General features: G+C 73.0%; 21 protein-coding genes and 1 pseudogene. 9 read left to right on the forward strand and 13 right to left on the reverse strand.

Translation table 11 applies throughout. From position 1 onward, the window contains the following. Positions 1-238 precede the first annotated feature (238 nt). The 10 genes from AB0D45_RS29325 to iolC all read right to left on the reverse strand — a co-directional run bounded on the left by AB0D45_RS29325 (position 239) and on the right by iolC (position 8,479). Complete coding sequence (locus AB0D45_RS29325) at positions 239-703, reverse strand: hypothetical protein (RefSeq protein ID WP_362464507.1); 465 nt, start codon at positions 701-703, stop codon at positions 239-241. A gap of 80 nt (positions 704-783) precedes the next feature. Further along, positions 784-1,008 carry a DUF397 domain-containing protein gene (locus tag AB0D45_RS29330; RefSeq protein ID WP_033222293.1) on the reverse strand — a complete coding sequence of 75 codons (225 nt, stop codon included), beginning with the start codon at positions 1,006-1,008 and terminating at the stop codon, positions 784-786. 49 nt (positions 1,009-1,057) lie between these two features. Further along, positions 1,058-1,282 carry a hypothetical protein gene (locus tag AB0D45_RS29335; protein ID WP_362464509.1) on the reverse strand — a complete coding sequence of 75 codons (225 nt, stop codon included), beginning with the start codon at positions 1,280-1,282 and terminating at the stop codon, positions 1,058-1,060. A 277-nt stretch (positions 1,283-1,559) separates the two neighbouring features. Continuing rightward, a complete protein-coding gene (locus AB0D45_RS29340) occupies positions 1,560-2,390 on the reverse strand; it encodes a helix-turn-helix transcriptional regulator (protein WP_362464512.1) in 831 nt (276 codons plus the stop codon). After that, a complete protein-coding gene (locus AB0D45_RS29345; protein WP_362464515.1) occupies positions 2,387-2,908 on the reverse strand; it encodes a DUF6879 family protein in 522 nt (173 codons plus the stop codon). The genes AB0D45_RS29340 and AB0D45_RS29345 overlap by 4 nt, the downstream gene beginning before the upstream one ends. Beyond that, entirely contained in the window at positions 2,895-3,086 is a 192-nt protein-coding gene (locus AB0D45_RS29350; RefSeq protein ID WP_362464518.1) for a hypothetical protein, read from the reverse strand. The genes AB0D45_RS29345 and AB0D45_RS29350 overlap by 14 nt, the downstream gene beginning before the upstream one ends. 167 nt (positions 3,087-3,253) lie before the next feature. Beyond that, a complete protein-coding gene (locus AB0D45_RS29355) occupies positions 3,254-4,753 on the reverse strand; it encodes a CoA-acylating methylmalonate-semialdehyde dehydrogenase (RefSeq protein ID WP_362464521.1) in 1,500 nt (499 codons plus the stop codon). 12 nt (positions 4,754-4,765) lie between these two features. Beyond that, positions 4,766-6,652 (reverse strand): 3D-(3,5/4)-trihydroxycyclohexane-1,2-dione acylhydrolase (decyclizing), encoded by a 1,887-nt coding sequence (gene iolD, locus AB0D45_RS29360; RefSeq protein ID WP_362464524.1) that lies wholly within the window; start codon positions 6,650-6,652, stop codon positions 4,766-4,768. Next, positions 6,649-7,497, reverse strand: a complete 849-nt coding sequence (iolB, locus tag AB0D45_RS29365) for a 5-deoxy-glucuronate isomerase (protein WP_362464527.1) — start codon at positions 7,495-7,497, stop codon at positions 6,649-6,651. Before iolB ends, iolD begins: the two co-directional genes overlap by 4 nt. Then, positions 7,481-8,479, reverse strand: coding sequence for a 5-dehydro-2-deoxygluconokinase (gene iolC / locus AB0D45_RS29370; protein ID WP_362464565.1), 999 nt, complete (start codon positions 8,477-8,479; stop codon positions 7,481-7,483). Before iolC ends, iolB begins: the two co-directional genes overlap by 17 nt. A gap of 63 nt (positions 8,480-8,542) precedes the next feature. On the opposite strand from iolC, the gene AB0D45_RS29375 reads away from it, so the two are divergent. The 5 genes from AB0D45_RS29375 (at position 8,543) to AB0D45_RS29395 (ending at position 13,708) form a co-directional block, all read left to right on the forward strand. After that, a complete protein-coding gene (locus AB0D45_RS29375) occupies positions 8,543-9,457 on the forward strand; it encodes a sugar phosphate isomerase/epimerase (protein ID WP_361600282.1) in 915 nt (304 codons plus the stop codon). 32 nt (positions 9,458-9,489) lie between these two features. Next, positions 9,490-10,503 (forward strand): Gfo/Idh/MocA family oxidoreductase, encoded by a 1,014-nt coding sequence (locus tag AB0D45_RS29380; protein ID WP_362464530.1) that lies wholly within the window; start codon positions 9,490-9,492, stop codon positions 10,501-10,503. A 239-nt stretch (positions 10,504-10,742) separates the two neighbouring features. Next, positions 10,743-10,943 (forward strand): MerR family transcriptional regulator, encoded by a 201-nt coding sequence (locus AB0D45_RS29385; protein ID WP_030384769.1) that lies wholly within the window; start codon positions 10,743-10,745, stop codon positions 10,941-10,943. Positions 10,944-11,081: 138 nt separating this feature from the next. Next, entirely contained in the window at positions 11,082-11,315 is a 234-nt protein-coding gene (locus tag AB0D45_RS29390) for a heavy-metal-associated domain-containing protein (RefSeq protein WP_362464533.1), read from the forward strand. Between the two features lie 92 nt (positions 11,316-11,407). Next, positions 11,408-13,708 carry a heavy metal translocating P-type ATPase gene (locus AB0D45_RS29395; protein WP_362464536.1) on the forward strand — a complete coding sequence of 767 codons (2,301 nt, stop codon included), beginning with the start codon at positions 11,408-11,410 and terminating at the stop codon, positions 13,706-13,708. 381 nt (positions 13,709-14,089) lie between these two features. Here the strand turns inward: AB0D45_RS29395 and AB0D45_RS29400 are convergent, their stop codons facing one another. Both AB0D45_RS29400 and AB0D45_RS29405 read right to left on the reverse strand, forming a co-directional pair. Further along, positions 14,090-15,379 (reverse strand): citrate synthase, encoded by a 1,290-nt coding sequence (locus AB0D45_RS29400; RefSeq protein WP_136216460.1) that lies wholly within the window; start codon positions 15,377-15,379, stop codon positions 14,090-14,092. Positions 15,380-15,562: 183 nt separating this feature from the next. Then, positions 15,563-17,809 (reverse strand): ATP-dependent RecD-like DNA helicase, encoded by a 2,247-nt coding sequence (locus AB0D45_RS29405; RefSeq protein ID WP_362464539.1) that lies wholly within the window; start codon positions 17,807-17,809, stop codon positions 15,563-15,565. Positions 17,810-18,102: 293 nt separating this feature from the next. Between AB0D45_RS29405 and AB0D45_RS29410 the strand changes: the two genes are divergently transcribed. Both AB0D45_RS29410 and AB0D45_RS29415 read left to right on the forward strand, forming a co-directional pair. Beyond that, positions 18,103-18,666 carry a DUF937 domain-containing protein gene (locus AB0D45_RS29410; protein ID WP_362464542.1) on the forward strand — a complete coding sequence of 188 codons (564 nt, stop codon included), beginning with the start codon at positions 18,103-18,105 and terminating at the stop codon, positions 18,664-18,666. Positions 18,667-18,760: 94 nt separating this feature from the next. After that, positions 18,761-19,252: pseudogene (locus tag AB0D45_RS29415) on the forward strand (GNAT family N-acetyltransferase); the annotation flags it as partial. On the opposite strand, the gene AB0D45_RS29420 reads toward AB0D45_RS29415, so the two are convergent. Further along, on the reverse strand, positions 19,203-20,129 hold the full coding sequence (locus tag AB0D45_RS29420; protein WP_362464545.1) for an EamA family transporter: 927 nt from the start codon (positions 20,127-20,129) through the stop codon (positions 19,203-19,205). The pseudogene AB0D45_RS29415 and the gene AB0D45_RS29420 sit on opposite strands and share 50 nt — an antisense overlap. An 82-nt stretch (positions 20,130-20,211) precedes the next feature. On the opposite strand from AB0D45_RS29420, the gene AB0D45_RS29425 reads away from it, so the two are divergent. Both AB0D45_RS29425 and AB0D45_RS29430 read left to right on the forward strand, forming a co-directional pair. Further along, complete coding sequence (locus AB0D45_RS29425) at positions 20,212-21,159, forward strand: LysR family transcriptional regulator (protein ID WP_362464548.1); 948 nt, start codon at positions 20,212-20,214, stop codon at positions 21,157-21,159. 81 nt (positions 21,160-21,240) lie between these two features. Beyond that, positions 21,241-23,058: a glycoside hydrolase family 3 N-terminal domain-containing protein gene (locus AB0D45_RS29430; protein WP_362464551.1), complete on the forward strand. Its 1,818-nt coding sequence runs from the start codon at positions 21,241-21,243 to the stop codon at positions 23,056-23,058. The last annotated feature ends 1 nt before the right edge of the window (position 23,059 follow it).

Here is a 23,059-nt window from a genome sequence, read left to right on the forward strand (position 1 = left end):
CGGCCTCGACCCTCGCGCCCCCACCGACCCCCCGCCGGGGGGGGGGGGGGGGGGGGGGGTCCCCGCCCGTCCGGGGGCGTCAGTGGTTGCGGGGGAACCGGAGGTCACCGGGATACCCCATCACCGGAGGGCCACCTCCTGACGTCAGGAGGTGGCCCACCTCGAGTTGTGGTTGCTGCGGAGGTGCCGGCGGAGGTGGTGACCTGCAAGGTTCCTGAAGGGCTGTTCTCAACTCGGCCTAGCGGAGCGGGCAGGGCAACCCGGGTTCGGCATGGTTCGGGGAGCAGGTGACCAGGGCTACGGAGTGGAAGACGGTTCCCTTGATGTAGTGGCCGAGGGAGACGTCCCCACCCCATGCCAGCCGCTCCACAGCAGCTTTCACCAGCATGACGAGGCGGGTTGCATCGGCTTCCTGTGGTGAGGCGAACCGTGGTGCGAACTCTGCGAGTTGGAGGCCCAGCCATTCGCCGGCATCCTTCGGCTCCGCCCAGGTCCCTCGGATCGTCGAGGGCGGCTTCATCAGCCAGTGCGCCGTCTGGATCGGCGGCATGCCGGACGTGGGGAAGTCGGTTACGGCCTGCCGGTAGCGGTTGATGACCTCTTGAGGACTGCCAGCAGTAGGGGACTCCCCCGGGGGGCGGCGGACGCCTTCCTTGTCGAAGTCCTGCTTCTCCCCGAGCCATGCGTAGCCGTGGTGGTGCACTGCTGCTCCGTTCCGAGGGATGACGACGGCCCCACCCGTCGGCGTGGGGGCAGGGCCGTCAGTTCAGGTGGTGCTGTGGATCAGGCGGAGAGGTCGAAGCGCGCGGGGTCGATGCCCGCCGCGTCCAGTTCCGCCGTGGTGAAGCGCAGCGGCTCGGCGTCCGGCCGCTTGCTGTCCCCCAGGGCCCACGCGTCCGGGCCGATCTTGGCGAGGGTCACACACGCCTCGCCGTCCGGGTGGGTGTTGCCGCCGCACGCCTTCGAGAAGGCGGCGGTGTCGATGTCGAGCGCGTACAGGTCGGCCATCATTGCCCTTCCTGATCATCTGACGGCCCCGGAGGGCCGTCTCCCACCCCTAGCGGGCGGAAGTTCTCGTGACCCTCATGGCCTCTGCCATCTGCTCCACGACGTCAGCGGGGAGCATCCCCAGGTGCACGTACGGGAGCCCGTTGAAAGTGACCGTGGGCCTTATGCCGCCCCACGCGGATTCGGGGAGGCCGCGGGGGGCCAGGGCCGCACGCATCGCCTCCGTGGCGTCGGTGGCCTTGGCCCGGCCATCCCGCCAGGTCTGCATCTCCATCAGGCGGCCACGACCTGCACGCTCGGGCACTTGTTGTGCCTGTAGCTGACGGCGGGCGCACCGGACGCACGGTCAACGACAGCTCGGCGGACGGGTTCCAGCGGCCCGACCTCGCGCTTGCAGGCCGAGCACTCGTGTCCGGGCGCGAAGGTCAGGTACTCCCACACGCCCCGATCAAGCTTCGGGGCCTCTGCCGGTTTCACCTTTGCCATGTCGCACCCCTCGCGGTCGCCGTCACTGCGTCGGCAGCAATATTGACCAGGGGAGGTGGGCGTTCCTAGCCCGTTTCCTGTTCCCTCAAGAACCCATCTCGCAGGCTCTCGACGAAGCTCCGCATTCCGTCGCCGGACAAGGCGATTTGCTCGAATCCTTCGAACTTCCGGACGTACATTTCGATGTCTCGCGGGTCCGTTACGACCATCTCGGCGTGGACGGTTTCGACCGTCACCATCCGGTCGTCTCGGACGACAAAGGCGTGATTGGCGATGTCCGTCTGAGGGACGGACAGCGGCACGACCCTGATGTCCACCTGAGCCAACCTGGACATCGAGACGATGCGGTCGAGCTGCGCGGCCATCATCTGCGGCGGGACGATCCGCCACCGAAGGACAGACTCCGTGATGACGAAGCGCAGCTCCTTCGTGCTGTCGAACAGCACCGCCTGGCGTTCAAGCCTGCCGCTGATGGTGCGCGTGAGGGCGTCCTCGCTCAGGTCATGACGCTGAAGGATGGCGCGGATGTACTCGGGTGTCTGAAGCAGCCCGGGGACCAGGGCGGGCTGGAACAGCCGCAGGACGGCCATTTGAGCTTCTAGTGCCTTCGCCGTCTGCTGGCCCTTGTGAATGCCGGCTCGCTTGAGGAGCCGCCATGCGGTGGCCTCTGTGGTCGCTGCGCGGGCCGCTTCCGTGTACTCGGCCTTGATGGCGTGAGAGACGCCTATGGCGGTGAGGATGCGCTCCACGTCCCTTGCGCTGGGAAGGAGATTCGCGTTCTCGATTTTGGAGAGCTTGGACGGAGACATGAGGGCGCTACGGGCGACCGCTTTGGCTTCCTTGCCGGATGCCTCTCGCAGTGCCCGCAGCGCGGCCCCGAGCTGTGCCTTGTTCACTCGCCGTACTTGGCCCACCAGTCGGTGAACGGCTCCGCGTGGGCGAGTGCCGTTTCCCGGTAGGCGACGTAAGCGGCGGCTTCGTCCTGCGGCAGAACGTCGGCGCCGAGGTACGCCCCGGCGTCGTCGTACCGCATCACGGCCGTGTCCTTGGAGTCGAAGAGCCAGAAGTCCGGAACGGCGTCGAGCGGGTTCGGGGCGTCCGTCACGTCGAGGATGAAGAACTCTTCCCCGCCGGTCATGTTCGCCCGGTAGCCCCACCCCAGCTCGAAGCGGAGGTACTGCGTGAGGGGCCGCTTGAGGACGTGCACGCGGTATACCCGCTTGCCCTCGTGCGTGAGTCCTCGGAGTTCTTCGACCCATCCGGCGTTGTAGCCCTCAGGTCGCTCCTGTCCGGCCTGGAAGGCACGGTAGGCATCAACGTTCCCGGAGCCGCTGTAGTCGTCCAGAGTCTCCAGGCGGAACGCCTCGTGCTGGAACCGCTCGAAGAGCTCGGCCAGGGTGCTAGATGAGGCCATCGGCAATGGCCTTCTTGATCAGTTCGACGGGGATTTCGACGAGGGTTTCGTGAGCGGGAATCTTGAGCCCGTGATCGTCGGGCGTCTCGCCCTGCACGAGGAACGTGCCCCTGTCGGTCGCATAGATCGTCGGGCAGTCCTTCACGTCACAGGTGCTGATCAACTTGGTCACCAGCATGGCTTCCGGTTCCCCTCTCCCGTTCGGCGTAGTGCCGCGTTCGATGCTCCCGACCCCGTGACCCCGGGGTCAAGCGATCACGATGGAGAGAACGGGAAACCGGCCCGGGACGGCAGGAACCCCCGGCCGGTGAGGGTGGGCCGGGGGTTCCTGCGGTCCGGGGGGCGTCAGTGGTTGCGGGGGAAGCCCAGGTCGACGCCGGCCGGGGCGTCGGCCGGGTCCGGCCAGCGGGTGGTGACGACCTTGCCGCGCGTGTAGAAGTGGATGCCGTCGTTGCCGTAGATGTGGTGGTCGCCGAAGAGCGAGTCCTTCCAGCCGCCGAAGGAGTGGTAGCCCACCGGCACGGGGATCGGCACGTTGACGCCGACCATGCCCGCCTGGATCTCCAGCTGGAAGCGGCGGGCGGCGCCGCCGTCGCGGGTGAAGATCGCGGTGCCGTTGCCGAACGGCGAGGCGTTGATGAGGGCCACGCCCTCCTCGTAGGTCTCGGTGCGCAGCACGCACAGCACCGGGCCGAAGATCTCGTCGCGGTAGGCGTCGGAGTCGGTCCTGACGTGGTCGAGCAGGGACAGACCGATCCAGTGGCCGTTCTCGTTGCCCTCCACCGTGTAGCCCGTGCCGTCGAGGACCACATCGGCGCCCTGGGCGGCCGCGCCCTTCACGTACGAGGCGACCTTGTCGCGGTGGGCGGCGGTGATCAGCGGGCCCATCTCCGAGGTCGGGTCGTTGCCGGGGCCGATCTTGATCTTCTCGGCGCGCTCGCGGATCTTCTCGACGAGCTCGTCGGCGATGGAGCCGACGGCGACGACCGCCGAGATGGCCATGCAGCGCTCGCCCGCCGAGCCGTAGGCGGCGGAGACGGCCGCGTCGGCGGCGGCGTCCAGGTCGGCGTCGGGGAGCACCAGCATGTGGTTCTTGGCGCCGCCCAGCGCCTGGACGCGCTTGTCGTTGGCGGAGGCGGTGGTGTGGATGTGGCGGGCGATCGGGGTGGAGCCGACGAAGGAGACGGCGGCGATGCCGGGGTGGGCGAGGAGGGCGTCGACGGCCACCTTGTCGCCGTGGACGACGTTGAGGACGCCCGCCGGCAGGCCGGCCTCGGTCATCAGCTCGGCGAGCTTGTTGGCGGCCGACGGGTCCTTCTCGCTCGGCTTGAGGATGAAGGTGTTCCCGCAGGCCACGGCCAGCGGGAACATCCACATGGGAACCATCGCCGGGAAGTTGAAGGGGGTGATGCCGGCGACCACGCCGAGCGGCTGGCGGAGGGAGGAGACGTCCACGCGGTTGGAGACGGAGGTGGACAGCTCGCCCTTGAGCTGGGTGGTGATGCCGCAGGCCAGCTCGACGATCTCCAGGCCGCGGGCGACCTCGCCCAGCGCGTCGGAGTGCACCTTGCCGTGCTCGGCGACGATCAGCTCGGCGATGGCGTCGCGGTGGGCGTCCAGCAGGGCGCGGTAGGCGAAGAGCACCTTGGTGCGGGCGGCCAGCGAGGACTGGCCCCAGGACAGGAAGGCCTCCTGGGCGACCTGTACGGCCGCGTCGACCTCCTCGGCGGAGGCGAGGGCGACCCGGGTGGTGACCTCGCCCGTGGCCGGGTCGGTGACCGGGCCGTAGTTGCCCGACGCGCCCTCGACGGTCTTGCCACCGATCCAGTGGTTGACGGTCTTCATTGTGCTGCTCCTTCACAGATGGCGACGTCGCTGCGCGGCTTGCCGGTCGTACTCTTCACGGGCGCGGGCCGCCGACGCACGGGTCGCGGTCTCGGCCACGGGAACATCCCACCACGCCTGTGCCGGGGGCGGGCCCGACACAGTGTCGGGTGTTCGGGTCCGTGCGTAGACACATGTGGGCCGGTCCGATTGACGGGCCTCGGCCAAGGCTTTCCGCAGGTCACCGATGGTGCGCGTGCGGATCACGGCCATCCCGAGGGACGCCGCGTTGGCCGCCAGGTCCACCGGCAGGGGCGGCCCGTCGTACGACCCGTCCCGGCCCCGGAAGCGGTACGCCGTGCCGAAGCCCTCGCCGCCCACCGCCCCGGACAGGCCGCCGATGGAGGCGTAGCCGTGGTTGTCGAGGATCACCACCTTGACCGGGACGCCCTCCTGGACGGCGGTGACGATCTCGGTGGGGTTCATCAGGTACGTCCCGTCGCCGACCAGGGCCCACACCGGGCGGCCGGGGGCGGCCAGCGCGGTGCCGATCGCGGCGGGGATCTCGTAGCCCATGCAGGAGTAGCCGTACTCGACGTGGTACTGGTCGCCGGAGCGGGCGCGCCACAGCTTGTGCAGGTCGCCGGGGAGGGATCCGGCGGCGTTGACCAGGATGTCGCTGTCGTCGACGAGGCCGTCGAGCAGGCCGAGCACCTGGGCCTGGGTGGGCGCGGCGTCCTCGTCGGGGGCCGCCCAGGCCCGGTCGACGCGGCGTTCCCAGTCGGCCTTCGCGGCGGTGTACGCCGCCTCGTACGCGGGCTCGACCCGGTGGCCGGCCACCGCCTCCCGGAGTTCCGTGAGCCCCTCGCGCGCGTCGCCGACCAGGGGGTGGGCGGCGAGCTTGTGGGCGTCGTGGGGGTCGAGGTTGAGGCCGATGAAGCGGACGGCCGGGTTCTGGAACAGGGTGGCGGAGGCGGTGGTGAAGTCGGTGAGCCGGCTCCCGGCGGCGATGACCAGGTCGGCCCCGCGGGCCAGCGCGTCGGCGGTGGCCGTGCCGGTGTGGCCGACGCCGCCCACGTCGGCGGGGTGGTCGTACGGCAGGGCGCCCTTGCCCGCCTGGGTGGAGGCGACCGGGATCCCGGTGGCCTCCGCGAAGGCCGCGAGGGCGGCCCGGGCGGCGCTGTGCCGGACGCCGCCGCCGGCGATGATCAGGGGGCGCGCGGAGCCGCGTACCAGCTCGGCGGCGGTGGCGAGCTCGCCGCGGTCGGGGCGGGGGCGGCGCACGGCCCACACCCGCTCGGCGAAGAACTCCTCCGGCCAGTCGTGGGCCTGCGCCTGCACGTCCTGCGGGAGCGCGAGGGTGACGGCGCCGGTCTGCACGGGGTCGGTGAGCACCCGCATGGCCTGGAGGGCGGCCGGCACCAGTGCCTCGGGGCGGGTGATCCGGTCGAAGTACCGGGATACGGGCCGCAGGGTGTCGTTGACGGAGACGTCGCCGGCGTAGGGGACTTCGAGCTGCTGGAGGACCGGGTCGGCGGGCCGGGTCGCGAAGGTGTCCCCGGGCAGCAGGAGCACCGGGATCCGGTTGACGGTGGCGAGGGCGGCCCCGGTGACGAGGTTGGTCGCGCCGGGCCCGATGGAGGTGGTCACGGCGTGCGCCGACAGCCGGCCGCTCTGCCGGGCGTACCCGACGGCGGCGTGCACCATGGCCTGTTCGTTGCGGCCCTGGAGGAAGGGCATGGCGTCCGGGCCGCTCTCCAGCAGGGCCTGCCCGATCCCGGCGACGTTCCCGTGTCCGAAGATCCCCCAGGTGGCGGCGATCAGCCGGTGCCTGCGGCCGTCGCGTTCGGCGTACTGGCGGCTCAGGAACCGTACGAGCGCCTGCGCGGTGGTGAGCCGGATGGTGCGCGGCGTGCTCACGGGGCCTCCTCGGGGCGGGGGGCGGGGCCGGACCCGGGGAAGGGCAGCCGGGGGTCGACGTCCTGACCGGGCCAGGTGCCGCGGATCCAGGCGTGGTCGGGGTGGTCGCGGATCAGCCACTCCCGTGCCGCGTCCGGGCCGGCCATCACGTTCAGGTAGTACATGTCGTGGCCGGGCGCGGCGATGGACGGGCCGTGCCAGCCGTCCGGGATGAGGACGGTGTCGCCGGTCCGTACCTCGGCGAGGACGTCGGTCTTCCCGGCGGGCGAGGGCGTCACGCGCTGGTAGCCGACGCCGGGGGTGGCGCCGTGCGGGGCGATCTCGAAGTAGTAGATCTCCTCCAGGCGGGACTCCTCGCCCGGGTGGTGCTCGTCGTGCTTGTGGGGCGGGTACGAGGACCAGTTCCCGCCGGGGGTGAGCACCTCGACGGCGATGAGCCGGTCGGCGGCGAACACCCCGGCGGCGGCGAAGTTGTTGACCTGGCGGGAGCACCGGCCGGCGCCGCGCAGCTCGACGGGGACGTTCCCGGCGGCCCCGTACCGGGCGGGCAGCCGCCGCTCGCACCGGGCCCCGGCCAGCGCGAACCGCCCTCCCTCCGCCGAGGTGACCTCCGCGTGCCCGTCCCGGGGGAGGTACGCAAAGTCGGTGACTCCGGCGAAGACACCGGCCCGGCCGCGCAGTTCGAACACACCGGGGTCGTCCGCGCAGCGGACCTCGCAGGCGCCCGACAGGGGCAGGACGATCCACTCCGCGTCCCCGCACGCGTGCGCGTACGCCTCGCCCGGCGCCAGTTCCAGCACCCGCAGCCGGGTGAACTCCAGCCCCGTCTCAGAGACCACCGGCACGTCCCAGCACCTCCTCCACCTCATCCGGGAACGGCATCGCGGACGAACACGCCAGCCGCGAGGCCACGATCGCCCCGGCCGCGTTCGCGTACCGCAGCACCCGCTCCAGGTCCCAGCCGGCCAGCAGTCCGTGGCACAGCGCGCCCCCGAAGGCGTCCCCGGCGCCCAGCCCGTTCACCACCTCCACCGGCACCGGCGGCACCTCCACCGCCGTCCCGTCCCGGTGCACCGCGAGCACGCCCAGCGGCCCGCGTTTGACCACCGCCAGCTCCACCCCGGCGGCGAGCAGCGCCCGCGCGGCCTCGTACGGCTCGCTCCGCCCGGTCGCGACCGCGCACTCCTCGGTGTTGCCGACGGCCACCGTCGCCAGCCCGAGCGCCCGTTCGTACCAGGGCCCGGGCGGGCCGTCCCAGAGCATCGGCCTCCAGTCGAGGTCGAAGACGGTCGTCCCGGACTTCGAGCGGGCCTCCAGCGCGGCCAGGGTGGCGGCGCGGCTCGGCTCGGCGCTGAGCCCCGTCCCGGTCATCCAGAAGACCCGCGCCGCACGGACCGCCGCCCGGTCGATCTCGTCCGGCCCGATCTCGAGGTCGGGTGCCTTCGGGAGCCGGTAGAAGTAGAGCGGGAAGTGGTCCGGCGGGAAGACCTCGCAGAAGGTGACGGGCGTCGGGTAGGCCGCCACCTCCCCCGCCCACCGGTCGTCGACGCCGAAGCCGCGCAGCTCGGCCCGCAGGTAGGCGCCGAAGGGGTCCGCCCCGGTGCGGGTGATGACGGCGGTGCGCCGCCCGAGGCGGGCGGCCGCGACGGCGACGTTCGTCGGCGAGCCGCCGAGGAACTTGCCGAAGGTGTCGGCCTCGGCGAGCGGTACGCCGGTCTTGAGCGGGTAGAGATCCACCCCGATCCGCCCCATCGTGATCACGTCGTAGGCGGCTTCCGCGTCCGCCTCCCCGTCCGGCGGCCCTTCCGGCGCGGCCCCCGCAGGCACTGCTCCCACTCGTCCCACCCGTCCTCCCTTTCGCCTCCGAACTCGCACCCTAAGGTGGCCGTCATGACCTCCTCCCCACCCGCGTTGTCCCGTATCCGTGTCGGTTCGGCTCCGGACTCCTGGGGTGTCTGGTTCCCGGAGGATCCCCTGCAGATCCCGTGGGAGCGGTTCCTCGACGAGGTCGCCGACGCCGGGTACGAGTGGATCGAGCTCGGCCCCTACGGCTACCTGCCCACCGACGCGGCCCGGCTCGCCGACGAGACCGCGAAGCGGGGCCTGCGGGTGTCCGCCGGCACCGTCTTCACCGGACTCCATCACGGCCCCGCCGTCTGGGAGCAGACCTGGGCGCACGTGTCGCGGATCGCCGCGCTGGCCCGGGACACGGGGGCGGAGCACCTGGTGGTCATCCCGTCGTTCTGGCGCGACGACAAGACCGGCGGGATGCTGGAGGACCCGGTCCTGACCCCCGCGCAATGGCGTGAACTGGCCGCCCAGACCGAGCGCCTGGGCCGGGAGGTCCGCGAGCGGTACGGGCTGCGGATCGTGGTCCACCCGCACGCGGACACCCACATCGACACCCCGGCGAACGTGGCCCGGTTCCTGGACGCCACGGACCCGGCGCTGGTCTCCCTCTGCCTGGACACCGGGCACTACGCGTACTGCGGCGGGGACAGCGTCGAGGCGATCGAGGCCTTCGGCGAGCGGATCGGCTACCTGCACCTGAAGCAGGTGGACCCGCGGATCCTCGCCGAAGTGCGGGAGCAGCAGCTGCCGTTCGGACCGGCCGTGGCGCGCGGGGTGATGTGCGAGCCGCCGTCGGGGGTGCCCGCGCTGGAGCCCGTCCTGGCGGCGGCGCAGCGGCTCGGGGCCGACCTGTTCGCGATCGTGGAGCAGGACATGTACCCGTGCCCGCCCGAGCGGCCGCTGCCCGTGGCCCGGCGCACCCGCGCCTACCTGCGCTCCTGCGGCGCCCGCTGACGACCCGGTTCCCGACCCTTGCGAGGAGAGACATGAGCACGCTCGGCATCGCCGTCATCGGCACCGGCAAGATGGGCGCCGACCACGTCCGCCGGATCGGCGACACGGTCGGCGGGGCGCGGGTGGTGGCCGTGGCCGACCCGGACGGGGACCGGGTCAAGGAGGTCGCGGCGACCCTGGACGGGGCGGGCGCCTACACGGACCCGGCGGCGGCGATCGCGGCGCCCGGGGTGGAGGCCGTACTGATCGCCTCGCCCGGGCCGGCCCATGAGGAAGCGATTCTGCTCGCCCTGGCCCGGGAGCTGCCGGTGCTCTGCGAGAAGCCGCTGACCCCGGATCCGGAGGGTGCCCTGCGGGTGCTGGAGGCGGAGCGCGGGCTCGGCCGGCGCCTGGTGCAGGTGGGCTTCATGCGGCGTTTCGACGCCGAGTACGAGCGGCTCAAGGAGCTGCTGGACGCGGGCGGCATCGGCCGGCCGCTCTTCCTGCACTGCCGGCACCGCAACGCCGCCTCGCCGTCCTTCTTCACCAGCGACATGCTGATCAGCGACTCGGTGGTGCACGAGGTGGACGCGGCCCGCTGGCTGCTGGGCCAGGAGGTCACCGCGGTGACCGTGCTCTCCCCGACCCCCTCCTCGGCCGCCCCGGAGGGGCTGCGCGACCCGCGGCTGGTGCTGCTGGAGACCTCAGGCGGGGCGGTCGTCGACGTGGAGGTCTTCGTCAACTGCGGGTTCGGCTACCAGGTGCAGTGCGAGGCCGTCGGCGAGTCCGGCAGCGCCCGGATCGGCGACGGCCACGCGATGGTCGTCCAGTCGGGCGGCCGCTGGGGCGGGGAGATCACCCAGGACTACACCACGCGCTTCGCGGACGCCTACGACCGCCAGGTGCGGCGCTGGGTGGCCGCGGCCGCGCGGGGGCGGGTGGCGGGGCCGGACGCCTGGGACGGGTACGCGGCCGCCGCCGTCTCGGCGGCGGGCCTCGCGGCCGCGCGCACCGGCGTACGGACCGAGGTGCGGCTGGCGGAGCGGCCCGAGCTGTACGCCCGCTGAGGCCCCGTCACGGCGCGTCACGCCGGGCGGCTCCTGTGTCACGGCTGTCACGGGAGTCGCTGCCGTGTCACGCATGTCCGGATCACGCGGGTTTTCCGTCACAGCCGGTCCACAGCCCCTCCCCGGCCCTCACCGGGCGTCGTTCTCCGGGCACAACCCGAGTGATCGTCAGTGTCCACGCGCCGGCTCCCCCGACGGCCTCCCGGCCGGCCCCGCGCCGTGGACCAGGAGGTGCCTGGATGAGCGACCGACAGCTGTGGTCCTACAAGGAGATCGCCGCCCATATCCGGGTGCAGCCGGACACCGTGCGCTCCTACCGCAAGCACGGGCTGCTGCCCGCTCCCGACCACGTGGAGGGCGGCAAGCCCTACTGGTACGCCGACACCGTCCGGGCCTGGGTGGCGCGCCGCCCCGGAAACCGGGGCCGCCGCGAGGACTGACCCGCCGGTACGGCACCGGCGACGGCCATGATGGATGAGCGCCGCGGAACGGGCTGTGTGGGCCCGATCCGCCCCCTCATACCCCCTAGGGGTATGATCGGAGTCCGCTTGAGACATCCCTGCGACGAGGAGAACGACATGACCGCCGAGACGGACACCCAGCACACCGTTGTCTACAAGGTCATCGGCATGACCTGCGGGCACTGCGAGGGCGCCGTGACCGCCGAGCTCACCGCCCTGCCCGGCGTGACCTCGGTCAAGGCCGTCGCCGCCACCGGCGAGGTCACCGTGACCTCCGCCGCTCCGCTCGCCGAGGAGGACGTACGCGCGGCCGTGGACGAGGCCGGGTACGAGCTCGCCGGCCGGGCCTGAGCACCCCCGCCCCTCCCCCACCGCAGTACCGCCGGGCCGCACCCTCCGGCTCATACTGGACCGTACGGCCCGGCCACCCCCTGGAGCGGGACATGAGCAGCAGCAGTGTGCACGACGCGCCGGCGGTGGAGGCCGCCGCCTCCGCGGTCGAGCTGACGATCGGCGGGATGACCTGCGCCTCCTGCGCGGCCCGCATCGAGAAGAAGCTCAACCGGATGGACGGCGTCAGCGCCACCGTCAACTACGCCACCGAGAAGGCCCGGGTCTCCTACGGCGGCGCGGTACGGGTGGCCGACCTGATCGCCACCGTGGTGAAGACGGGGTACACCGCCGAGGAGCCCCCGCCGCCGCCGGCACCCGCGCCCGCACCGGAAGCGGAAGCGGGGTCCGGCGCGCCGACCGCCCCGGAGGAACGCGATCCGGAGCTCGCCGCGCTGCGCGAGCGGCTGCTCGTGTCGGCCGCGCTGGCCCTGCCCGTGGTCGTGCTGTCGATGGTCCCCGCCCTCCAGTTCGAGAACTGGCAGTGGCTCTGCCTCACCCTCGCCTCGCCGGTCGCCGTCTGGGGCGCGCTCCCCTTCCACCGGGCCGCCTGGACCAATGCCCGGCACGGCGCGGCCACCATGGACACCCTCGTCTCGGTCGGCACCCTGGCCGCCTACACCTGGTCGCTGTGGGCCCTGTTCTTCGGACACGCCGGGATGCCGGGGATGCGGCACGGCTTCGGCCTCACCGCCTCTCCCGCGGACGGCTCCTCCGCCCTCTACCTGGAGGTCGCGGCGGGCGTCGTGACCTTCATCCTGCTCGGCCGCTACCTGGAGGCCCGCTCCAAGCGGAAGGCGGGCGCGGCCCTCCGGGCGCTGATGGAGCTGGGCGCCAAGGACGTGGCCGTGCTGCGCGGCGGCCGGGAGGTGCGGATCCCGGCGGCGGCGCTCGCGGTGGGCGACCGGTTCGTCGTCCGCCCCGGGGAGAAGATCGCCACCGACGGCACGGTCGTCGAGGGCGCCTCCGCCGTGGACGCCTCGATGCTGACCGGCGAGTCCGTCCCGGTGGACGTCACCGCCGGGGACGCCGTCACCGGCGCCACCGTCAACGCCTCGGGCCGGCTCGTCGTGGAGGCCACCCGGGTCGGGGCCGACACCCAGCTGGCCCGGATGGCGCGCATGGTCGAGCAGGCGCAGAGCGGCAAGGCCGGGGCGCAGCGCCTCGCCGACCGGATCTCGGCGGTGTTCGTGCCCGTCGTGCTGCTGCTCGCGTTCGGCACCTGGATCGTCTGGCTGCTGGCCACCGACGACCCCGCCGCCGCGTTCACCGCCGCCGTGGCCGTGCTGATCATCGCCTGCCCCTGCGCCCTGGGCCTCGCCACGCCGACCGCCCTGATGGTCGGCACCGGGCGGGGTGCGCAGCTGGGCATCCTGATCAAGGGCCCCGAGGTGCTGGAGTCCACCCGGCGCGTCGACACGGTCGTCCTGGACAAGACCGGGACGGTCACCACCGGCCGGATGGCCCTCGCGGGGGTGCATCCCGCCGAGGGCGTGGGCGAGGGGGAACTGCTGCGGCTCGCGGGGGCGCTGGAACACGCCTCCGAGCACCCCATCGCCCGGGCGATCGCCGCCGCGGCCGGGGGCGCCGGCGACCGGCCGGCCTTCGCGGCTCCCACGTCCTTCGAAAGCGTCCCCGGCCTCGGGGTGCGCGGCGTGGTGGAGGGGCGCGAGGTCCTCGTGGGGCGCGAGCGGCTGCTGGCCGACCACGCGATCACCCTGCCCGGCCCGCTCGCCGCGGCCCGGGCCGACGCCGAGGCCGCGGGCGCCACCGCGGTCCTGGTCGCCTGGGACGGCGCGGCGCGCGGCGTCCTGGCCGTGGCCGACGCCGTCAAGGAGACCAGCGCCGAGGCCGTGTCCCGGCTGCGGGCGCTCGGCCTCACGCCGGTCCTGCTGACCGGCGACCACAGGGCGGTGGCCGAGACGGTGGCCCGCGAGGTGGGCATCGGCGAGGTGATCGCCGAGGTGCTCCCGCAGGACAAGGCCGACGTGGTCCGCCGGCTCCAGGCCGAGGGCCGTACGGTCGCCATGGTGGGCGACGGCGTCAACGACGCGGCCGCGCTCGCCCAGGCCGACCTGGGCCTGGCCATGGGCACCGGCACCGACGCGGCCATCGAGGCCGGCGACCTGACCCTCGTACGCGGTGACCTGCGGGTGGCGGCGGACGCCATCCGGCTCTCCCGGCGGACGCTGGCCGTCATCAAGGGCAACCTGTTCTGGGCCTTCGGCTACAACGTGGCGGCCCTGCCGCTGGCCGCCGCGGGACTGCTCAACCCCATGATCGCGGGGGCCGCCATGGCCTTCTCGTCCGTCTTCGTGGTGACCAACAGCCTGCGCCTGCGCTCGTTCCGATAGGGGGCCCCTCCCCGTTCTCTCCACACATCCTTCACTGGAGACGCAGATCACAGTGATGACAACGTAACCATCCGGGGTCGGCACGGGTCTAATGGGGCGATGCCGAAACGTCTTGGGGGACGTTTCGCGGAGGTCCTGGGGACGTCCGGGCATCCGCCGGCCGGGGCGCGTGCCCTCGGGAAGCTTTGAGCGGCCCTCCCGACCCGAACGGGTCCCGGCAACACCGACGCCCCGGCGCGGGTCCCGTGGGGGGAATCCGCTGCCGGGGAAAAGGGAAGCGCCCCGACCGTCGACCCGTGGGGGGATCGACGGCGGGGCGCTTTCCGTATGACCGGAGACGGCCGGACCGCCGCGGCGAGGGCGCCGCGAAGGCCAGGGCGGCTAGCGGGCCTCGACGGGGACGAAGTCGCGCAGGACCTCGCCGGTGTAGATCTGGCGCGGGCGGCCGATGCGGGAGCCGGGCTCCTTGATCATCTCGTGCCACTGGGCGATCCAGCCGGGAAGGCGGCCGAGCGCGAAGAGCACCGTGAACATCTCGGTCGGGAAGCCCATGGCCCGGTAGATCAGACCGGTGTAGAAGTCCACGTTCGGGTAGAGGTTGCGCGCGACGAAGTACTCGTCGGCCAGCGCGTGCTCCTCCAGCTTGAGCGCGATGTCCAGCAGCTCGTCGCTCTTGCCGAGCGCCGAGAGGACGTCGTGCGCCGCCGCCTTGATGATCTTCGCCCGGGGGTCGAAGCTCTTGTAGACGCGGTGCCCGAAGCCCATCAGGCGGACGCCGTCCTCCTTGTTCTTCACCTTGCGGATGAAGGCGTCGACGTCACCGCCGTCGTTCTTGATGCCTTCCAGCATCTCGAGGACGGACTGGTTGGCGCCGCCGTGCAGCGGACCCCACAGGGCCGAGATGCCGGCGGAGATCGAGGCGAACATGTTCGCCTGCGAGGAGCCGACCAGGCGCACGGTCGAGGTCGAACAGTTCTGCTCGTGGTCCGCGTGCAGGATCAGCAGCTTGTCGAGCGCCGAGACCACGACCGGGTCCAGGTCGTACTCCTGGGCCGGCACGGAGAACGTCATGCGCAGGAAGTTCTCGACGTAGCCGAGGTCGTTGCGCGGGTAGACCACCGGGTGGCCGACCGACTTCTTGTACGCGTACGCCGCGATCGTCGGGAGCTTGGCCAGCAGACGGATCGTCGAGAGGTGGCGCTGCTTCTCGTCGAACGGGTTGTGGCTGTCCTGGTAGAACGTCGACAGCGCGCTGACCACGGACGACAGCATGGCCATCGGGTGGGCGTCGCGGGGGAAGCCGTCGTAGAACCGCTTGACGTCCTCGTGCAGCAGCGTGTGCTGGGTGATCTCGTTGCGGAACGACGCGAGCTGGTCGACGGTCGGCAGCTCCCCGTTGATCAGCAGGTAGGCGACCTCGATGAAGGTCGAGCGCTCCGCCAGCTGCTCGATCGGGTAGCCGCGGTAGCGCAGGATGCCCTGCTCACCGTCGAGGTAGGTGATCGCGGACTTGTACGCGGCGGTGTTGCCGTAGCCGCTGTCCAAGGTGACGAGCCCGGTCTGGGCCCTCAGCTTCGAGATGTCGAAGCCCTGGTCACCGACGGTGCTTTCGACCACCGGGTAGGTGTATTCACCGTCCGCGTACCGGAGTACTACAGAGTTGTCGCTCACGTCATCCCTCACCGACGTAGTGCCTCTTCTTCGAGGTGCCCTGACTGCCTCTACCTTCCCCCATTTGGCGCAGGAGAGTGCACTCGGGGTCGGCCTTTGGTCTCGATGACGGCACTGAGTGCCTTCAACCTGCTCATCCTGCCCCCTCCGCGCCGGTTGTCGGAACCCCAAATGATCGATCATCTAGGTGATGTTTCCCACCGAGAGCCGGCCGGCGAGCCGGGAAGCGACCGCGGTGTACCTCCTGCCTGCGGAAACGGTACGCACAGCCTGGCCGAGGGCCTTGCGGGACCCGACCAGGACGACCAGTTTCTTCGCCCTGGTCACGGCCGTGTAGAGCAGATTCCGCTGGAGCATCATCCAAGCACCGGTGGTGACGGGGATCACGACCGCCGGATATTCACTCCCCTGGGAACGGTGGATGGTGACGGCGTACGCGTGCGCCAGCTCGTCGAGCTCGGCGAACTCGTACCCCACTTCCTCGTCCTCCTCTGTACGCACCGTCAAGCGCTGCTCGTCCGGATCCAGGCCGGTGACCACGCCGACCGTGCCGTTGAAGACGCCGTTGGCCCCCTTCTCGTAGTTGTTGCGGATCTGGGTCACCTTGTCGCCGACCCGGAAGACGCGGCCGCCGAACCGCTTCTCGGGCAGGCCGGGGCGGGCCGGGGTGATGGCCTGCTGGAGCAGCCCGTTGAGGTTCGCGGCGCCGGCCGGGCCCCGGTGCATCGGGGCGAGGACCTGGACGTCCCGGCGCGGGTCGAGGCCGAACCTCGCCGGGATCCGCCGGGCGGCCACGTCCACGGCGAGGATCCCGGCGGCCTCGGTGTCCTCCTCCGGGAAGAGGAAGAAGTCCGGCAGCCCGTCGGTGATGGGCGGGACCCCGGTGTTGATGCGGTGGGCGTTGGTGACCACGCCCGACTGCTGGGCCTGGCGGAAGATCCGGGTCAGCCGGACGGCGGGCACCGGCCCGCCCTCGGCCAGCAGGTCCCGCAGCACCTCGCCGGCGCCGACCGACGGGAGCTGGTCCACATCGCCGACCAGCAGCAGGTGCGCTCCCGGCGCCACGGCCTTGACCAGCTTGTTGGCGAGCAGGAGGTCCAGCATCGAGGCCTCGTCGACGACGACCAGGTCCGCGTCCAGCGGCCGGTCCCGGTCGTACGCCGCGTCCCCGCCCGGCTTGAGCTCCAGCAGCCGGTGCACGGTGGAGGCCTCGGCCCCCGTCAGCTCGGACAGCCGCTTCGCCGCGCGGCCGGTGGGGGCGGCGAGCACCACCTTGGCCTTCTTCGCCCGGGCCAGCTCCACGATGGAGCGCACCGTGAAGGACTTCCCGCAGCCGGGCCCGCCGGTGAGCACGGCCACCCTGCGGGTGAGGGCGAGCCGGACCGCGTCGCGCTGCTCCGGGGCGAGGGCGGCCCCGGTGCGCCCGGCGAGCCAGCCGAGGGCCTTGTCCCAGTCCACGTCCTGGAAGCCGGGCATCCGGTCCTCCTCGGCGTTCAGCAGGCGGCGGACCTGGCCGGCCAGCGACAGCTCTGCCCGGTGGAAGGGGACGAGGTACACGGCGGTGAGGGGGTCCGGGCCGCCCTGGGGGTCCGGCACGGGTTCCCGTACGACTCCCTCCGGATCGGCGGCGAGTTCGGCCAGGCACTCGATGACCAGCCCGGTGTCCACCTGGAGCAGCTTGACCCCGTCGGAGATGAGCCGCTCCTCGGGGAGGAAGCAGTGCCCCTGGTCGGTGGACTGGGACAGGGCGTACTGGAGCCCGGCCCTGACCCGCTCGGGGCTGTCGTGCGGTATCCCGACGGCCTGGGCGATGCGGTCGGCGGTGAGGAAGCCGATCCCCCACACGTCGGCGGCGAGCCGGTAGGGCTGGTTCTTCACCACCGAGACGGAGGCGTCGCCGTACTTCTTGTAGATGCGCACCGCGATGGACGTGGAGACGCCGACGCCCTGGAGGAAGACCATGACCTCCTTGATGGCCTTCTGCTCCTCCCATGCGGCGCCGATCAGCTTCGTCCGCTTGGGCCCGAGGCCGGGGACCTCGACCAGCCGCTTCGGCTCGGCCTCGATGACGTCGAGGGTGTCGAGGCCGAAGTGCTCGACGATGCGGTCGGCGATCCTCGGGCCGATGCCCTTGATCAGGCCGGAGCCGAGGTAGCGCCGGATGCCCTGGATGGTGGCGGGCAGGATCGTCGAGTAGTTCTCGACGCTGAACTGCCTTCCGTACTGCGGGTGGGAGCCCCAGCGGCCCTCCATGCGCAGGGACTCGCCGGGCTGGGCGCCGAGGAGCGAGCCGACGACGGTCAGCAGGTCGCCGGCGCCGCGGCCGGTGTCGACCCGGGCGACCGTGTACCCGCTCTCCTCGTTGGCGTAGGTGATGCGCTCCAGCACGCCCTCGACCACCGCCAGTTGCGGTGCCCCGTTGCTCGTCATGGCACGAAGCTACCGCCCGCCGCCGACAGGGCGCCGGGGCCTGTGGACGAACGCCCGCCGGGACGAACGAAAGGGGGTCCGGCCTCGCGGCCGGACCCCCTCACGGTTACCCCTCCCTCGTCGGACTTCCCGATCCCCCCGGATCCCCACCCGGAAGTCCCGACGCACCATACGACCCGCCACTCGGCCGGAGGGTTGCATCCGGAACCAGAGCTTTACCTTTCCGTTACCTACCGCCACGTAGGAGCTACTCCGAGGTGCTGCCCCGCCACCGCACCCGTAGCGTTTCCGGCATGAGCGAATCCTCTTTCCAGGACGACGTCATGCGGGAACTCGGCGACGACAGGCTGGGCGAGATCGCCGGCCTGCTCGGCACCGACACCGAGGGCGCCCGCGAGACGGTCGCGCACACCGTCGGAGCCATGACCGGCGGCCTCCAGGAGAAGGCCGACGCCGATGACGACGAGGTCCGCCAGGCCGTCGCGGAGGCGTCCGGGGCGCCCGGCGCGTCCGGGGCGCCCGGCGCCGGCGAGGCCCCGCTCCAGGGCGTCGCCACCCTCGGTGGCGGCCTCGGCGGCGGTCTCGGCGGCCTGCTCGGCGGCGGGATGATGGCCGGGGTCCTCGCCAAGGTGAGCAAGCCGGTGGCCCAGGCCGTCGCGAAGAAGACCGGCATCCCCGCCCCGACGGTCCAGCGGGTCGTCGAGATGCTGATCCCGGTCGTGATGGCCGTGTTCGCCAAGCGCGCGGCCGCAGGCAAGGGCCCCGCGGCCCCGGCCCCCGGCGCCGGCGCCTCCGGACCGCAGGGCGGCGGCCTCGGCGACCTCCTGGGCCAGATCCTGGGCGGCGGGAAGAAGTAGCCGGCGGGGTCGCGGAGCACGCGGGGGCCGGGCCCCGCGCCCCTCCCCCGCGCTATCCTCGGCAGCCATGGAGACCTCCCGCGCACCCGTGCGACTGCGGGATCCCGGGCCCGGCGAGCTGGGCTGGATCGTGCAGCGCCACGGCGCGCTCTACGCCGCGGAGTACGGCTGGAACCAGGAGTTCGAGGGCCTGGTGGCCCGGATCGTCGCGGACTTCGCCGAGGACCACGACCCGCATCTGGAGCGGGTGTGGATCGCCGAGTACCGGGGCGAGCCCGTCGGCTCGGTGATGTGCGTGCGCGAGGACGGCGCGCCCGGCACCGCCCGGCTGCGGCTGCTGCTCGTGGAGCCGGCCGGGCGCGGGCTCGGGGTGGGGACCCTGCTCGTGGACACCGTCGTCGCCTTCGCCCGTTCGGCGGGCTACCGCGAGCTGGTGCTGTGGACCAACGACGTCCTGGCCGCGGCCCGCTCCCTGTACGAGCGGGCCGGCTTCACCCTGGTCGCCGAGCGGCCGCACCGTTCGTACGGGGCCCGCCTCACGGGGCAGGACTGGCGGCTGCCGCTGCGCGAGGACCCCCCGCGCTGACGCCCGCCGTACGGGATCCCGTGCCCGCCGGGGCGAGCGAGGTCAGGCCCACCCCGCCGACCAGCAGCACCGCCGCCAGCCAGCGCGGCCCTGACACGCCCTCCCCGAGGACCAGGGCGGCCGAGGACATCCCGAACACCGGCACCAGCAGCGAGAACGGCGCCACGGCGGAAGCCGGGTACCGGCGCAGCAGGTACCCCCAGGCACCGAAGCCGAACACCGTGGACACCCAGGCGACGTAGCCGATGACGGCCGCCGCGGACCAGTCGAGGGCGCGCAGCGCAGCCACGTCCCGCTCGGGCCCCTCGATCAGCAGTGAGAGCGCGAACAGCGGGACCACCGGGACGGTGCACACCCACACCATGAAGTTCAGCGCGTCGGGCGGGGCGGCCCTGCGGGTGAGCACGTTGGACACGCCCCAGCAGGCGGCGGCCGCGACGACCAGCACGAAGCCGGTCACGGGCCCGGAGGCGCCCCGGTCCCAGGCGGCCACCGCGATCCCTGCCAGCGCCACGGCCATGCCCAGCAGCCGCACCCGCCCGGGCCGCTCGCGCAGCACGGCGGCGGCCAGGACGGCGGTGAAGACGGCCTGGGCCTGGAGCACGAGGGAGGACAGCCCGGCCGGCATCCCGGCGGCCATGCCGGTGAACAGCAGGCCGAACTTGGCGATGCCGAGGGCGGCCCCGACGCCGAGGACCCACTTCCAGGCGACCTTGGGCCGCCCCACGAAGAACACGGCGGGCAGCGCGGCGACGAGGAAGCGCAGGGCGGACAGCAGCAGCGGCGGGAAGTGGCCGAGGCCGATCTCGATGACGACGAAGTTGAACCCCCAGACGGCGGCGACGAGTACGGCGAGTGCGGTGTGTACGGGACGCATGCTCCGAGCATCGGCGCCCGGACCATGTAGCACCAGCGCCGATCCCTACCGGGACGGATGAAGCAGTGCTTACGATTGGGCCGTGCTCGATCTCTCCCGGCTGCGCGCCCTGCACGCCGTCTCCGTCCACGGTTCGGTCGCGGGCGCGGCGGCCGCCCTCGGCTACACCCCCTCCGCGGTCTCGCAGCAGATCGCCAAGCTGGAGCGGGAGACCCGCACGACGCTGCTGGAGCGGCGCGGACGCGGGGTCGCGCTCACCGAGGAGGCCCGGCACCTGGCCGACACCGCCCGGGAGCTGCTGGCGATCGTGGAGCGGGCCGAGACCACCCTGGAGGAGCGGCGCGGGCAGCCGAGCGGGCTGCTGGCGGTCGCGGCCTTCGCCTCGGCGGCGCGGGGGCTGCTGCCGGGGGTGCTGGCGGAGCTGGCGCACCGTCACCCGGCGCTGGACGTACGCCTGACGGAGGTGGACCCCCACCTCTCGGTGGACCTGGTGGCCCGGGGCGTCACCGACCTGGCGGTGGCGCACGACTGGGACATCGCCCCGCTGCCGGCACCCGAGGGCGTGGAGCAGGCGGTGATCGGGGACGACCGCTGCGATCTGGTGGTCCCGGCCGGGCATCCCTTCACCGCCCGGCGGGTGGTGCGGCGGGCGGACCTCGGCGGCCAGCGGTGGGTGTGCCAGCCGCCCGGGCGGGTCTGCCACGACTGGCTGGTGCGGACCATGCGCACCGCCGGGTTCGAGCCGGACATCGCGCACACCGCCGAGGAGAACCACACCATCGTCGCCCTGGTCGCGGCCGGCCTCGGGATCGCGGTGGTGCCCCGGCTCGGCACGGGCGCGCTGCCGCCGGGCGCGGTGGCCGTAGCGCTGGAGCCCGGACCCGTCCGCAGGCTGTACGCCCTGTGGCGGACGGGGGCGGCCCGCCGGCCCGCGATCACCGAGGCCGTGCGGACCCTCCAGGAGCACTGGGCGGGCCGGGGCGGGCCGTCGGAGTCCCTCCTGGCCGGTGGGCGGCCGGAGCCACTGTGACGACACTGCCGGGCGACGGCTTCGGGCCGTTTCCGAGTGTCCGTCAGGCAACGGGCCGGGCCCCGCAGTAGGGTCCCGTGGGTGCCGTACCACGCCTCCCGCCGGGCCCTGCTCGCCGCCGTCGCCATGGCCGCCGCCACGGCCGCCGGGGCCTCTCCCACCGCCGCCCCGCAGCCCCCCGACGACCCCCGCTCCCCCGCCCGGCCGCCGGGGCGCCGCCCGGATCCGGCCCGGCTGCGGGCGCTGGTCTCCGGGATGGGGCTGCCCGAGCTGGTGGGGCAGCTGTTCGTGTCCCGGGCCTACGGCCATTCGGCGACCGACCCCGACCCGGCGGACGCCGAGCTGAACCGGAGCGCCTTCGGGGTGCGCACCGCCGCCGAGCTGGTGGCGCGGTACCACCTGGGCGGCGTCGTCTACTTCGCGTGGGCCCACAACACCCGCACCCCGCACCAGATCGCCGCCCTGTCCAACGGGCTCCAGCGGGCCGCGGCGGACTCGGGGGCGGGGATCCCGCTGCTGCTGTCCGTGGACCAGGAGCACGGGGCCGTCGCCCGGATCGGCCGGCCGGCGACCCTGCTGCCCGGTGCCATGGCACTCGGCGCGGCCGGCTCCCCCGCCAACGCCCGCCGGGCGGCCCGGATCGCGGGTACCGAGCTGGCCGCGATGGGCATCCGGCAGGACTACGCGCCGGTGGCCGACGTGAACGTCAACCCCGCCAACCCGGTGATCGGCGTACGGTCCTTCGGCTCCGACCCGGCCCGGGCCGCGGAACTGGCCGCCGCCCAGGTGCGCGGCTACCAGGGGGCGGGGGTGGCGGCCGCGGCGAAGCACTTCCCGGGGCACGGGGACACCGAGACCGACAGCCACGTCGGACTGCCGGTGATGCGGCACACCCGCGCCCAGTGGGAGGAGCTGGACGAGCCGCCCTTCCGGGCGGCGGTGCGGGCGGGGGTGGACGTGGTCATGACGGCGCACATCGTCTTCCCCGCCCTCGACCCGTCGGGGGACCCGGCGACCCTCTCCCGCCCCATCGTGACGGGGATCCTGCGCGAACGCCTGGGCTTTCGCGGGGTGGTGGTCACCGACGCCCTGGACATGGCGGGCGTCCGGCAGAAGTACGGGGACGACCGGGTGCCGGTGCTGGCCCTGAAGGCGGGCTGCGACCAGCTGCTGAACGCGCCCGACCTGGGGCTGGCGTACCGCAGCGTGCTGGCGGCGGTGGAGTCGGGCGAGCTGACGCGGGCGCGGGTCGAGGAGTCGGTGCTGCGGATCCTGGAGCTGAAGGCCCGCCGGGGCCTGTTCGAGGACCCGTACACCTCGGACGCGGAGGTGGACGCGGCGGTGGGGACCCCGGAGCACCTGGCGGCCGCCGAAGCCGTCGCGGCCGGTACGACCACCCTGCTGGCCAACCCGCGCGGGCTGCTGCCCCTGGACGCCTCGGCCGGCCCGCGGCTGCTGGTGACCGGCACCGACCCGGTCTCCCCCACGGGCACCACCGGCCCCCCGACGGCGGTCCTGGCCCGGGAGCTGGCCGCGCTGGGCTGCCGGGCGCGGGCGCTCCCGCCCGAGCGGGCGGTGGCGGCCGCGCCGGGGCACGCGGCGGTGCTGGTGTGCACGTACAACGTCCCTGAGGGGGAGAGTCCGCAGCGCACGCTGGTGGCGGACCTGGTGGCGACGGGCGTCCCGGTGGTGCTGGTGGCGCTGCGCAATCCGTACGACCCCGCCCGGCTGCCGCAGTGCGCGGCCGAGATGGCCACGTACACCTGGACGGACGTGGAGGTGCGGGCGGCGGCCCGGGTGCTGACGGGCGCGAGCCGGCCGGCGGGCCGCCTCCCGGTGCCGGTCCCGGGCCGCTACCCGCTGGGCCACGGGCTGTCGTACCCGCCCGCGGCCCAGTAGG

This window comes from Streptomyces sp. NPDC048352, assembly GCF_040651895.1.
Lineage (GTDB): Bacteria > Actinomycetota > Actinomycetes > Streptomycetales > Streptomycetaceae > Streptomyces.